Consider the following 11,894-nt stretch of genomic DNA (forward strand, 5'->3'; position numbering starts at 1 on the left):
GCCATTCCGCCCTTACCGATCCGTGACGTCTGCGCTGGTCATGCCCCTGTGGATGATCCAGCCGGGGCTCGCATCGGATCGCGGGCGAACCGTGTGACGCCCTCGGCGAAGGTCGTCGCCGCCCGCACACCCAGCACGGCGGCGGCCTTCGCCGGGTCCGCAACGACGTGCCGGACGTCGCCCGGCCGCGCGCCTCCCGCGATGACGGGCGGTGGGCCGTCCATCGCCGCGGCGAGGGCAGCGGCGAGCTCCCCGACGGTGTGCGGCTCACCCGAGCAGACGTTCACGGCGTTCACGCCGGGTCCGGGCGGCTCGGTGGAGAGGGCGGCCACGTTCATGGCAGCCACATCCGTGACGTGGACGAAGTCGCGCCGCTGGCGGCCGTCCTCCAGCACCCGGGGCGCCTCACCCCGTTCCAGCGCGGAGCGGAAGAGCGATGCCACGCCCGCGTAGGGGGTGTCGCGTGGCATGCGCGGGCCGTAGACGTTGTGGTAGCGCAGCGACCAGACGCTGCCGCCCGTCTGCCGCGCCCACGCTCCCGCCAGGTGCTCCTGGGCCACCTTCGTGGCGGCGTAGGTGCTGCGTGGATCGAGTGGGGCGTCCTCCGGGACGAGCCCCGGCACGAGGTCGCGGCCGCAGCGCGGGCACCTCGGTTCGTAGCGACCCGCGTCGAGGTCCTCCTGGGCGCGCGGGCCGGGCCGCACGACGCCGTGCTCCGGGCAGTCGTACCGGCCCTCGCCGTACACCACCATCGACCCGGCGAGCACCAGCCGGCGCACCCCGGCGTTGTACATGGCGGTGAGCAGCACCGCGGTGCCGAGGTCGTTGTGCGCGACGTAGTCGGGTGCGTCCGCGGGGTCGACGCCGTGCCCCACCATCGCGGCCTGATGGCAGACGGCGTCCATCCCCGGGAGCAGCCGGCCGAGCAGCTCGGCGTCGCGGACGTCGCCGTGCACCAGTTCGTGCCCCTCGACCCACGCCGGCGGCGCACCGGCGTGGGCCTGGGGCAGGAGGGCGTCGAGGAGCAGGACGTCATGTCCGTCGGCGGTCAGGCGATCAGCGACGTGCGAGCCGATGAAGCCCGCTCCGCCCGTGACGAGTACGCGCATGCTCCGGAGGCTAGGCGCCTACTGGCTGCGCGCAGGCCCGTCCGGTGTGCTCGCCGGGGTGTGCCGGGGCGCCGGTTCGACGGCGGGCCGGCCCTGCCCCGGCTGCGCCTGATAGACGTCGCGCAGCTGGTCGATCTGCTGCGTGGTGTAGGTGCGCTCGTGGCGCTGGTCGCGGATGAAGGAGGAGGCCCACGTGATCACGGCGCTGAGCCGGTTGCGGTAGCCGGTGAGGAAGGCGAGGTGGATGAAAAGCCAGGCCAGCCAGCCCGGAAGCCCCGCGAAGCGCAGCGGCCCGGCGGAGACGATCGCGTTGCCGCGCGACAGGTAGGCGGCCGATCCGAGGTCGTGGTAGCGGAACGGGCCGACCTCCCTGCCACCGGGGTTCTCGACCTTGTGCTTGACCCGGCGCCCGGCATACAGCCCCGCCTGCATCGCGACCTCGGCCACGCCGGGCAGCTCGTCGCGGCTCATCATGTCGCCGACGACGGAGATGTCGGGATGTCCCGGAATCGTGAGATCTGGCCCCACCTGGATGCGCCCGGCGCGGTCCTGCTGGGCGTCCGTGGCGGCGGCGAGCGCGGTGGCGAGCGGCGGCGCCTCCACCCCCGCGGCCCAGATCACGGTGCCCGCCTCGTAGCGGGCGGTCGTTCCGGCCTTGTCCCGGACGTCGATGCCGCGGGCGTCCACGTTGCTCACGATCGAGCCGAAGTGCAGCTCCACGCCCATCTCCTGCAGCGCCTCGGCCGCCTTGCCCGACAGCGACCTGCCGAAGGACGGGAGCGGCGCGGTGCCGCCGTCGAAGAGCAGGACGCGGGCGTCCTCCGGGCGGATGCGCCGGAACTCCGACCGCAGCGTCCGGGTGGCGAGCTCGCGGATCTGCCCCGCCAGCTCCACCCCGGTGGGCCCGGCACCGACCACGGCGAAGGTGAGCCAGCGCCGCTGCTCGTCGGGGTCCGAGGCGGTCTCGGCCAGCTCGAACGCACCGAACACCCGGCGCCGGATGTCCAGTGCGTCGGCGATGGTCTTCATCCCGGGTGCCCACTGCGCGAACTCGTCGTGCCCGTAGTACGACTGCTGCACACCAGCGGCAATGATCAGGTCGTCGTAGGGCAGCGTCATCCGCTCGCCGCCCGGGCGCAGAGCGACGACCTCGCGGCCCGCCGGGTTCACGTCGACGACCTCCGCCAGCACGCACTCGACGTTGGTGTGCCGCTTCAGGACGTCGCGCAGGGGCGCGGCGATCTGGCCCTCGGACAGGATCCCGGTGGCGACCTGGTAGAGCAGCGGCTGGAACAAGTGGTGCTGGGCGGAGTCGACGAGCGTGACGGAGATGTCCCCGCGGCGCAGCGCGCGGGCAGCGAACAGCCCGGCGAAGCCGCCCCCGACGATCACGACACGGTGTGCGGTGCTCCGACTCAGATCATCTGCCGACACGGTGTCCTCCGGTCTCGTACCCGAACTCCCTGCTCTGCCCGTCAACCCGTGGGGTCGTGCCAGTCGTCGCCATTGGACAGCAGGCTATCGGCCTCCTTCGGGCCCCACGTGCCCCGCTGGTAGAGGTGCACCGGGACGACGTCGCCCAGCACCGGATCGACCACCCGCCAGGCGGCCTCCACGGTGTCCTGACGGGCGAACAACACGCGGTTTCCGTCGAGCGCTGCGCCGATGAGGCGGTCATAGGGTCGCATGTCCGCCCCGCTGTCCTCCGCGAACACCAGGTCCTGCAGCTGAGGCTCGTGTCCGGCGCCGGGTTTCTTGCCCGCGAGGGCGAGTCCGATCTCGGTGTTCGGCCAGATCCGGAAGCGCAAGGTGTTGCGCAGGCGAGTGCGGCTGACCCCGAAGACGTCGAAGGGAACGGGCCGGAACCGGATGCTCACCTCCGTGGCGGTCACAGGCATCGTCTTCCCCGCGCGGATGAGGATCGGCACGCCCGACCAGCGCCACGAGTCGAGGGCGAGCCGGACCGCGACATAGGTCTCCACCGTCGACTGCGGGTCGACGCCCTCCACGTCGTGGTAGCCCTCGTACTGGCCGCGGACGGTGTCGGCGGGGGTCAGCGGGCGGAGCGCGGAGATCACCCGTGCCTTGGCGTCGAGCCACGAGTCCGGCCCCGAGCCGTCCGGCGGGTCGGCGATGACGGTGGCGAGCACCTGCAGCATGTGGTTCTGCACGACGTCCCGGATCGCGCCGGTGTGGTCGTAGAACCGGCCGCGGTCGGCCACGTCGAACGCCTCGGCCATCGTGATCTGGATGCTCTCCACGTGGTCGCGGTCGAGCAGGGGTTCGAACATCGAGTTGGCGAACCGGGCGACCAGGACGTCGTTGAGCGGGTCCAGGCCGAGCCAGTGGTCCACCCGGTAGATCGCGTTCTCGGGAAAGTGGTCGTGCATCGTCCGGTCGAGAGCGATGGCGCTCGTCAGGTCGGTGCCGAACGGCTTCTCAACCATCACCCGGGCTCCGTCCGCCCGGCCCGCGCCCGCGATCCCCTCGGCGATGCGTCCGAACAGAACGGGGGGAACCTCCAGGTAGAACAGGGCACGCCCGCAGTCCTTGCCCATCTCCTGCGACATCGCCTCGTAGGTGGCGGCATCGTCGAGATCGCCGTCGACGTAGCGGAGCAGGCCGAGCATCTTCCGGGCCGGCGGTGACGCCGGGTCCATGTTGTTGTCGCGCAGGGACTGCGCCGCGTACTCGCGGAACCGGTCCAGGTTCCACCCGCTCTTCGCCACACCGATCACCGGGACGGTGAGCACGCCCCTGTCCACCAGCCCGACGAGCGCGGGGAAGGTCTCCAGCTTGGCCAGGTCGCCGGTCGCCCCGAAGATGACCAACGCGTCGACTCGGTCCGTCGCCATGATGTGTGCTCCTGTCCGTCCGATGTGGTCAGCCGAGGCGTTCGAGCACGTGGTCGCCGACGCGCAGAGCGTTCGCCATCGCCGTCAGCGACGGGTTCACGGCTCCGATGCTCGGGAAGAAGCTCGTGTCGACGACGTAGAGGTTGTCGACCTCGTGCGTCCGGCAGTTCACGTCGAGCGCGGAGGCGAACGGGTCCACGCCGAACCTGACCGTGCCGGCCTGGTGCGCCGTCGCGCCGATAGGCATGCCCTTGTGAAGATAGATGCTGTGGTGCAGCAGGTTCTCGTGCATCCCCAGGTCGCAGAGCCGTGACTCGAGCTCCTTGCGCAGCCGTTTGAGCCCTTCGAGGTTGTTGTTCTCATCGAGCGTGAGCCGGATGCGCCCGTCGCGGTCGAGGGTCACCCGGTTCTCGGGCAGCGGGAGGTCCTCGCCGCAGAGCCAGAAGTCGACGGCGTGGCGGGCGAGCTCGTCGAAGGGCATCTCCGGGCTGATCCGTCCCGCCCAGTGCGGGGCGTTGGCCCGGATCTGCTCGGCGTCGGACTTGCCGAGCATCTGGATGCCGCCCATCGGGTGGTCGAAGTCGTCGGAGCCGAGGTACCAGTCGTGCAGCGCGAGGGTCTTCTGGAACCGGGTGGGGTTCGGTTCCTTCGACACGGCCATCAGCGCCAGGTTGTTGTGACGCATGTAGTGCCGCCCGACCACGCCCGACCCGTTGGCGAGCCCGTCAGGGTGCCGGTCGTTCGCCGAGCGCAGCAGGAGGGCCGCGGAGTTCACCGCGCCGCAGGAGACCACCACGATGTCGGCGCTGAAGCGGACGACCTCGCCGTTGCCGAGCTCGGTCACCACGGCGGTGACCGTGCGGCCGCTCGGATCCGTCTCCAGCGTGGTCACGTGGGCGCCGGTGATGAGCTGGACGTTCTCGTGGCGCAGCGCCGGGTCGACGCAGATGACCTGGGCGTCGGACTTGCCGTCGACCAGGCACGGGAACCCGTCCACCCGGTCGCAGCGGATGCAGATGCTGCCGTGGGCTGCGGCGCCGTTCGGCTCCTGGGTCAGCCGCACCCCGATCGGGAGGTGGAACGGGTGCAGGCCCTGCTTCTCGAGGTCGTCGGCCAGCTGCTGGATCCGGGGCGCGTGCATGACCGGGGGGAAGGGGTAGTCGGAGGTCGCGTCGCCGCAGGTCGGGTCCTCACCGTGGCGGCCGTGCACGTCGTAGAGGTGCTCGGCCTCGGTGTAGTACGGCTCCAGGTCGGAGTACGCGATCGGCCAGGCCGGCGAGATGCCGTCGTAGTGGTGCAGCTCGCCGAAATCCTGCGGACGCAGCCGGAACAGCGCGGCCCCGTAGAACTTCGTGTTGCCCCCAACGTAGTAGTTCACCTCGGGCGGGAACTCGTTGCCGTTCCTGTCCAGCCAGAACTCCGGCGCCCGGTAGCGGCCCTTCACGAACACCTCGGTCGAGTCCCAGTTGGCCCGCTCCCGTGGCAGGTAGCCACCGCGCTCGAGCATCAGGATCCGCTTGCCCGACGGGGCCAGCCGATGCGCGAACGTGCCGCCGCCGGCACCCGTGCCGATGACGATGACGTCGTAGTGGGTGCCGTCCGAGCGGGTCGTGGCCGAGGGCGTGATGTCGGAGCGCGGATCCTCAGGCACCGGGCCTCCTCGTGGTGGGCGCGCCGGCGAGTGGCGCGGGCGCGCCCACGGTGCGCTGGGCCGCGGGGCGGCACATCACCTGCGTGAGGTGAGCGGGATCCGGCAGCCGGAGCCGCCGTCACCGGCCCATGGCAGTCGGTTCCCGGCCCTGGGTGGGACCGGACCGCGACGTTCCCCGCACCCGGTGGTGGTGGGGCACCCCTACCACCACGGAGGTGGGTACACCCCGCCGGATCGGGGGCGGCCTCCCTCCTCCCGAGATGCGCCGTCGAGGATGCTCGGTCGTGACGTCGTCGGCGAGAACGAGAGGGAGGCGGTCATGACAGCTCGAATCGTCGCGCATTGGCATTGCGGATCCTGTGACGTCGCAGGCCGTGATCCCGAGTCGGAGCCGAGCTGCTGGAACTGCGGCGGCGCCGTCACCGTCACGGCACGGCCGTCGCAGGTGTGGTCGGAATCGGTGGACTGAGCGGTCGGTTCGCGGGCCGGGCGGGACCGCTGGTTTCGGCTAACCGGTCTGCCCGTCGTCGTCAGGCGTCGCGTGCGACAGGGTCGGGTAGTCGGTGTAGCCCCTGTGGTCGCCGCCGTAGGCCAGGCTGAAGTCGGGGGTGTTCAACGGCCCGCCGTGCTGCAGCCGTCGCGGCAGGTCCGGGTTGGCCAGGAACAGCGAGGCGAAGGACACCAGGTCGGCCGCGCCGGTCTCGATGAGCTTCAATGCCTCCGGTCCGGTGTATCCGCCCGGGGTGTACGGATTGAGGATGAACGTTCCGTTCCAGCGTTCCCGCAGATGTTCGGTGAACTCCGTGTCGGTTCCCTCGGCGATGTGCAGATAGGCCAGGCCGATCGGGCCGAGCGCATCGAGCAGTGCGAGATAGGTGTCGCGGTGGTTGTCCTCGAGGATGTCCTGGTAGCCGCTGACCGGCGAGATCCGCACTCCCAGCCGGTCGGCGTCGATCGCATCCGCAATCGCCGTGGCCACTTCCACCGTGAACCGGATCCGCCCCTGAACGGTGCCGCCCCACCCGTCGTCGCGCTGGTTGGCATTCGTCGACAGGAACTGGTGCGGCAGGAATCCGTAGCCCGCGTGTACCTCGACGCCGTCGAAGCCTGCTGCGATCGCGTTGCGCGCCGCCGCCGCGTAGTCCTCGATCGTCGCCCGGATGCCCGCTGCGTCCAGCGCTCGTGGGGTGACGAACTCCTGCGGACCGTCCGGGGTGAACGTCGTGCCGGCCGCCTTCACCGGCGACGGGCCGACCGGATTCAGGTTGTCCTCGTGCAGGCTGGGATGCCCGACGCGGCCTGCATGCATCAGCTGGGCGAAGATCAACCCGTCCTGCTCGTGGACACCGCGGGTCACCGCGCGCCACGCCGCCACCTGTTCTCCGGAGTGCAGGCCCGGCGTGTTCGGATGGGCCTGGCCGATCCGTGACGGTTGAGCGCTTTCGGCGATGATCAGCCCGGCACCGGCTCGCTGGGCGTAGTAGGTCGCCATCAGCGGGGTCGGGCCGCGTCCCGGCCCGTACGCGCGATTGCGTGTCATCGGTGCCATCACCACGCGGTTGCGCAGGGTGTAGCGGCCGACGGTGGTCGGTTCGAATGCGACTGACATGTCTCGGCTCCTCGGTGGGCGCGCCGGCTCAGTTGCCACTGGCGGCGGACGTCGCGCAGCCGTCCGGGGTGCACACCCCGTCGGCTCCGGTCACGGGCAGCAGCGGCGTGACGCCGGTCGAACGGACCTCCTGCCACACCGCGGTCATGGCCGAGTGGAGTTCGTCGGTTCCGATCGCGCCGGCGAGGGAGTACCGGCCGTCCAGGACGATGAAGGGCGTGCCGTGAGCGCCGCGTCGTCGGGCTGCGACCTGGTCGGCCGCCACCTGCATGCGATAACGCCTGCTGTGCAGTGCCTCGGCTGCGCCGTCGCGATCCAGGTGCACCTCCTCGGCGAAGCCGAGCACCTGTTCGGCTGTCCACAGCTTCCGGGCCTGGCCGAAGTGGACCCGGAACATCGCCGACCAGATCTCGTTGCCACGGCCCTGTTCGGCCGCGTACGCAAGCAGTTCGTGAGCGAAGTCGGTGGGGCCGAGCGTGCGATCCAGCGCGTGGTAGGGCGAAAGGCCTTCGGCTGCGGCGAGCTTCTCGGTCGATCCCACGAGCTGTTCACCAGCGGCGCGTTCCACACCGAACATCTCGAACAGCCGACGTTGCGTGACCCCGTCACGTGGCAGGTCGGGATGCAGCTGGAACGACCGGTGAGTGATCCGCACGTCCGCGCCGTGTTCGAAACGGTCCACAGCCCGTCGCAGCCGGTGGTCCATCAGCCCGCACCAGGGGCAGACGATGTCCGACCAGAATTCGATGTTCATCTCGCTCCTTACTTACGATTTGTGCGTAGCCGCATCCTCTATTAGTTTCGACAGGCCTACAAAAGGCACATTCATGTGCGTGGCGGCGACGAGCTGGGAGCAGCTGTGAGCGGGAAGACCGTGCGAGCGGCACGCACCGGCGTCCGGAGGGCTGTGCGGGAGGTGCCGGGTCCCTGCGCGCACTGGAACGACGAGGACGCGGACTTCATCCGGGAGATCCTCGACCTGGTCGGCGACAAGTGGAGCGTGTTGATCATCGGGTCCCTCGAGCGGGGCCCGACCCGCTACTCCGACCTAGCCGACCTGATCCCCGGCATCTCGCAGCGGATGCTGACACTCACGCTGAAGCAGCTGCAGCGCAACGGGCTCGTCACCCGAACCGCCTACCCCGAGGTCCCGCCGCGCGTCGAGTACGCCCTGACGGAGCTGGGCACCTCGTTGCTGTCCACCGTGCTGGCGCTGGCTGCGTGGTCGGCCGACCGGCACGGCGAGATCCGTCGCCACCAGCAGGCGTTCGACGCCGACACGGCCTCCCCGTCCTGAGCGACGCGGACCCGCGTCGGATTGCGGCGGGTCCCGCAGCGGTGTACGCGCTCCGGTCTCCTCCTTATCGGGTGATGCATCGGTGCACCGGTAACCGCGACGGTTGGCCTGCCGGCTCCACGACGCAGGAGGCCACCATGACCGAGGCAGCGATCTCCGACCACGGCCTGATCGGTGATCTCCAGACGGCTGCACTGGTCAGCACGGACGGTTCCGTCGACTGGTACTGCTGCCCGCGTTTCGACTCGCCGAGCGTGTTCGGCGCCCTCCTCGACGACGAGAAGGGCGGCCACTTCCGGATCCGGCCGCACGCCGACTACGACTCGCGACAGCTGTACCTACCGGACACCGCCGTGCTCATCACCCGATTCACCACCGAGAGCGGGATGGGCGAGGTGGTCGACTTCATGCCGCCGGCGGGCAAGGTGGCGACCGCGAACCACCGGCTCGTCCGGATGGTGCGCTGTGTCCGCGGAGAGATGACCTTCGACTTCGACATCGCGCCGCGCTTCGACTACGGCCGCAAGGCCCACCGCACGGAGATGACGCGCAACGGGGTGGTCTTCAGCACCGACACGCAGACGCTGACCCTGCACGTCGTGCGTGAGCCCGGTGACGAACTGCTGGCGAAGGTCCGCATCGACGAGAACGACCTGCACGTCTCGGTCGCGTTGAAGGCGGGTGATGTCCGGGGTGTCGTGCTGGAGTCGGCCGCGGAGGGGCCACCGCGGGAGATCCGGGTGGCCGAGTTCCAGCAGATGCACGACGAGACCGTCCGGCACTGGCGCAACTGGCTGCACCGCAGCACCTACAAGGGACGCTGGCGGGAGGTCCTCCAGCGCTCGGCGATCACCCTCAAGCTCATGACCTACGCACCGAGCGGTGGTCTGGTGGCCGCACCCACGACCGGGCTGCCGGAGCAGGTCGGCGGCGAGCGCAACTGGGACTACCGCTACACCTGGGTGCGGGACGCGTCGTTCTCGGTCTACGCGCTGCTGCGGCTCGGGTTCCTGGAGGAGTCCGCGCAGTTCAGCCAATGGCTGCGGGACCGTGCCGACGAGCGAGTGGGTGGAGAGGGCGGCCCGCTCAACATCATGTACCGCGTCGACGGGTCCTCCGACCTCAAGGAGGAGTCGCTGGACCACTGGTCGGGCTACCGGGGCTCGCGCCCGGTCCGGATCGGCAACGGCGCGGCCGACCAGCTCCAGCTCGACATCTACGGCGAGGCGCTCGACAGCATCTTCTTCGCCGACCGGCGCGGTCTGGAGGTCGGGCATCGCGGGTGGGTGGCGGTGCGAGAGCTGCTGAACTGGCTCACGGAGCACTGGGACCAGCCGGAGGAGGGCATCTGGGAGACCCGCGGCGGCCGCAAGGACTTCACCTACGGGCGGCTGATGAGCTGGGTGGCGTTCGACCGGGGGATCCGGATGGCGGCCGTGCACGGGCGGCCGGCCTCTCTCATGCGGTGGACCGAGGCACGTGACGCGATCTACGAGCAGATCATGGAGAAGGGCTGGAACCCCGAGAGCCGGGCGTTCGTCCAGCACTACGGCAGCGACACGCTCGACTCCTCGTTGCTGCGGATGTCCAGCGTCGGGTTCATCTCACCGTACGACCCGATGTGGGCCTCCACGCTCCGGGCGATGGAGGACCAGCTGGTCACCGACAGTCTCGTCTACCGGTACAACCCGGAGGCCTCGCCCGACGGGCTGCGGGGCTCGGAGGGCACGTTCTCGCTCTGCTCGTTCATGTTCGTCGACGCGCTCGCGCGGGCGGGGAGACTGGAGGACGCGCGGCTCGCGTTCGAGAAGATGCTCACCTACGCCAACCACGTGGGGCTCTTCTCCGAGGAGATCGCCCTCTCCGGCGAGCAGATCGGCAACTTCCCCCAGGCCTTCACCCACCTCGCCCTGATCGACGCCGCGATCACGCTCGACGAGGCGCTCGACCGGGGCCGTCCGGCACTGATGGGGGACTGAGGTGGACGCGGTCGACCTGGCGCGCCTGCAGTTCGCGAGCACGTCGATCTACCACTTCCTGTTCGTGCCGCTCACGATCGGGTTGGCGCTGCTCGTCGCGCTCCTGCAGACGCAGTGGTACCGCACCGACCGGCCGGAGTACCTGCGCCTGACCAGGTTCTTCGGCATCCTGCTCGTGATCAACGTGGCGGTCGGGGTGGTCACCGGCCTCGTGCAGGAGTTCCAGTTCGGGATGAACTGGTCGGGCTACTCGCGGTTCGTGGGCGACGTGTTCGGCGCCCCGCTCGCCATGGAAGGGCTCGCCGCGTTCTTCCTCGAGTCGACGTTCCTCGGGCTGTGGCTCTTCGGGTGGAACCGGCTGTCGCGCCGGGTGCATCTCGCGACGATCTGGATGGTCGCGCTCGGTGGCGTGCTCTCGGCCGCGTTCATCATGGCGGCGAACTCGTGGATGCAGAACCCGGTCGGCTACACGATCAACCCGGACACCGGACGTGCGCAGCTCACCGACATCGGGGCCGTGCTGACCAACCCCGTGTTCCTGCGCAGCTACCTGCACGTGCTGCTCGCGTCGCTGATCACCGCGGCCGTCGTCATGCTGGCGATCTCGGCGTGGCACCTGCGCCGCAGGCCCGACGACTCCGGTTTCCGCCGCTCCGCGCAGCTCGCCCTGGTGGTGCTGGCGCCGGCCACGATGATCAACCTGCTGGTCGGCAGCGAGCTCGGCGTCACCGAGGGCGAGTTCCAGCCGATGAAGATCGCGGCGGCCGAGGCGCAGTGGGACACCTGCCAGCCGTGCTCGTTCTCGATGTTCCAGATCGGCGGCGGCAACAACGACCAGACCCCGGACAAGATCATCGCGATCCCGCATCTCCTGTCCCTGCTCGCCACGAACTCGTGGGACGGGAAGGTGGTGGGCATGAACGAGCTGCAGGCCCAGTACGAGCAGCAGTACGGGCCGGGCTACTACATCCCCAACGTCTTCATCCAGTACTGGGCGATGCGGGTGATGGCCTACCTCGCGAGCCTCATCCTCCTGATATCGCTGTGGGGCCTGTGGCGATGGAAGCGGCTGGAGTCCTCGCCGTGGTTCCTGCGGGTGGCGTTGTGGAGTCTCCCGCTGCCGTTCATCGTCAACACCGCGGGCTGGGTGCTCACCGAGAACGGCCGCCAGCCCTGGATCGTGCAGGGGTTGCAGCTCACCCGCGACGCCGCGTCGCCGTCGGTGAGCGCGGGCACCATCGTCGTGAGCCTCGTGGTCTTCGTCGTGCTGTACGGCGTACTCGCCGTCGTGGACTGGACGCTGATGGCGCGCTACGCCGCTCGGGAGCTCGAGCCCGAGGAAGCCCCGGACGAGGCCGAGCAGCCGGTCCACGCGCCCAGCTACTGAGCGGGAG

The 11,894-nt window shown here is 69.9% G+C and carries 9 protein-coding genes; 3 read left to right on the forward strand and 6 right to left on the reverse strand.

What is annotated here, in order from left to right; translation table 11 throughout:
* Positions 1-38: 38 nt before the first annotated feature.
* The 6 genes from ACQPZQ_RS21600 to ACQPZQ_RS21625 all read right to left on the reverse strand — a co-directional run bounded on the left by ACQPZQ_RS21600 (position 39) and on the right by ACQPZQ_RS21625 (position 7,978).
* Positions 39-1,109 (reverse strand): NAD-dependent epimerase/dehydratase family protein, encoded by a 1,071-nt coding sequence (locus ACQPZQ_RS21600; protein WP_433298651.1) that lies wholly within the window; start codon positions 1,107-1,109, stop codon positions 39-41.
* 18 nt (positions 1,110-1,127) lie between these two features.
* Positions 1,128-2,543 (reverse strand): NAD(P)/FAD-dependent oxidoreductase, encoded by a 1,416-nt coding sequence (locus tag ACQPZQ_RS21605; protein ID WP_433298653.1) that lies wholly within the window; start codon positions 2,541-2,543, stop codon positions 1,128-1,130.
* Positions 2,544-2,584: 41 nt separating this feature from the next.
* Positions 2,585-3,964 (reverse strand): glucose-6-phosphate dehydrogenase, encoded by a 1,380-nt coding sequence (gene zwf / locus ACQPZQ_RS21610; protein WP_433298655.1) that lies wholly within the window; start codon positions 3,962-3,964, stop codon positions 2,585-2,587.
* 28 nt (positions 3,965-3,992) lie between these two features.
* Complete coding sequence (locus ACQPZQ_RS21615) at positions 3,993-5,615, reverse strand: GMC oxidoreductase (protein ID WP_433298657.1); 1,623 nt, start codon at positions 5,613-5,615, stop codon at positions 3,993-3,995.
* 508 nt (positions 5,616-6,123) lie between these two features.
* Positions 6,124-7,224 carry an alkene reductase gene (locus ACQPZQ_RS21620; RefSeq protein WP_433298659.1) on the reverse strand — a complete coding sequence of 367 codons (1,101 nt, stop codon included), beginning with the start codon at positions 7,222-7,224 and terminating at the stop codon, positions 6,124-6,126.
* A 28-nt stretch (positions 7,225-7,252) separates the two neighbouring features.
* A complete protein-coding gene (locus ACQPZQ_RS21625) occupies positions 7,253-7,978 on the reverse strand; it encodes a DsbA family oxidoreductase (protein WP_433298661.1) in 726 nt (241 codons plus the stop codon).
* Between the two features lie 105 nt (positions 7,979-8,083).
* On the opposite strand from ACQPZQ_RS21625, the gene ACQPZQ_RS21630 reads away from it, so the two are divergent.
* The 3 genes from ACQPZQ_RS21630 (at position 8,084) to ACQPZQ_RS21640 (ending at position 11,887) form a co-directional block, all read left to right on the forward strand.
* Positions 8,084-8,521, forward strand: a complete 438-nt coding sequence (locus ACQPZQ_RS21630; RefSeq protein ID WP_433298663.1) for a winged helix-turn-helix transcriptional regulator — start codon at positions 8,084-8,086, stop codon at positions 8,519-8,521.
* 137 nt (positions 8,522-8,658) lie between these two features.
* Entirely contained in the window at positions 8,659-10,500 is a 1,842-nt protein-coding gene (locus tag ACQPZQ_RS21635) for a glycoside hydrolase family 15 protein (RefSeq protein WP_433298665.1), read from the forward strand.
* 1 nt (position 10,501) lies between these two features.
* On the forward strand, positions 10,502-11,887 hold the full coding sequence (locus ACQPZQ_RS21640; RefSeq protein ID WP_433298667.1) for a cytochrome ubiquinol oxidase subunit I: 1,386 nt from the start codon (positions 10,502-10,504) through the stop codon (positions 11,885-11,887).
* Positions 11,888-11,894: the final 7 nt, after the last annotated feature.

It is taken from the genome of Pseudonocardia sp. CA-142604 (assembly GCF_050948475.1).
Taxonomy (GTDB): Bacteria; Actinomycetota; Actinomycetes; order Mycobacteriales; family Pseudonocardiaceae; genus Pseudonocardia; species Pseudonocardia alaniniphila.

Excerpts from the sequence above, each read along its gene's own strand:
- ACQPZQ_RS21600 (WP_433298651.1), bottom strand. The coding sequence starts at position 1,109 with ATGCGCGTACTCGTCACGGGCGGAGCGGGCTTCATCGGCTCGCACGTC.
- zwf (WP_433298655.1), bottom strand. The coding sequence starts at position 3,964 with ATGGCGACGGACCGAGTCGACGCGTTGGTCATCTTCGGGGCGACCGGC.
- ACQPZQ_RS21620 (WP_433298659.1), bottom strand. The coding sequence starts at position 7,224 with ATGTCAGTCGCATTCGAACCGACCACCGTCGGCCGCTACACCCTGCGC.
- ACQPZQ_RS21625 (WP_433298661.1), bottom strand. The coding sequence starts at position 7,978 with ATGAACATCGAATTCTGGTCGGACATCGTCTGCCCCTGGTGCGGGCTG.
- ACQPZQ_RS21635 (WP_433298665.1), top strand. The coding sequence starts at position 8,659 with ATGACCGAGGCAGCGATCTCCGACCACGGCCTGATCGGTGATCTCCAG.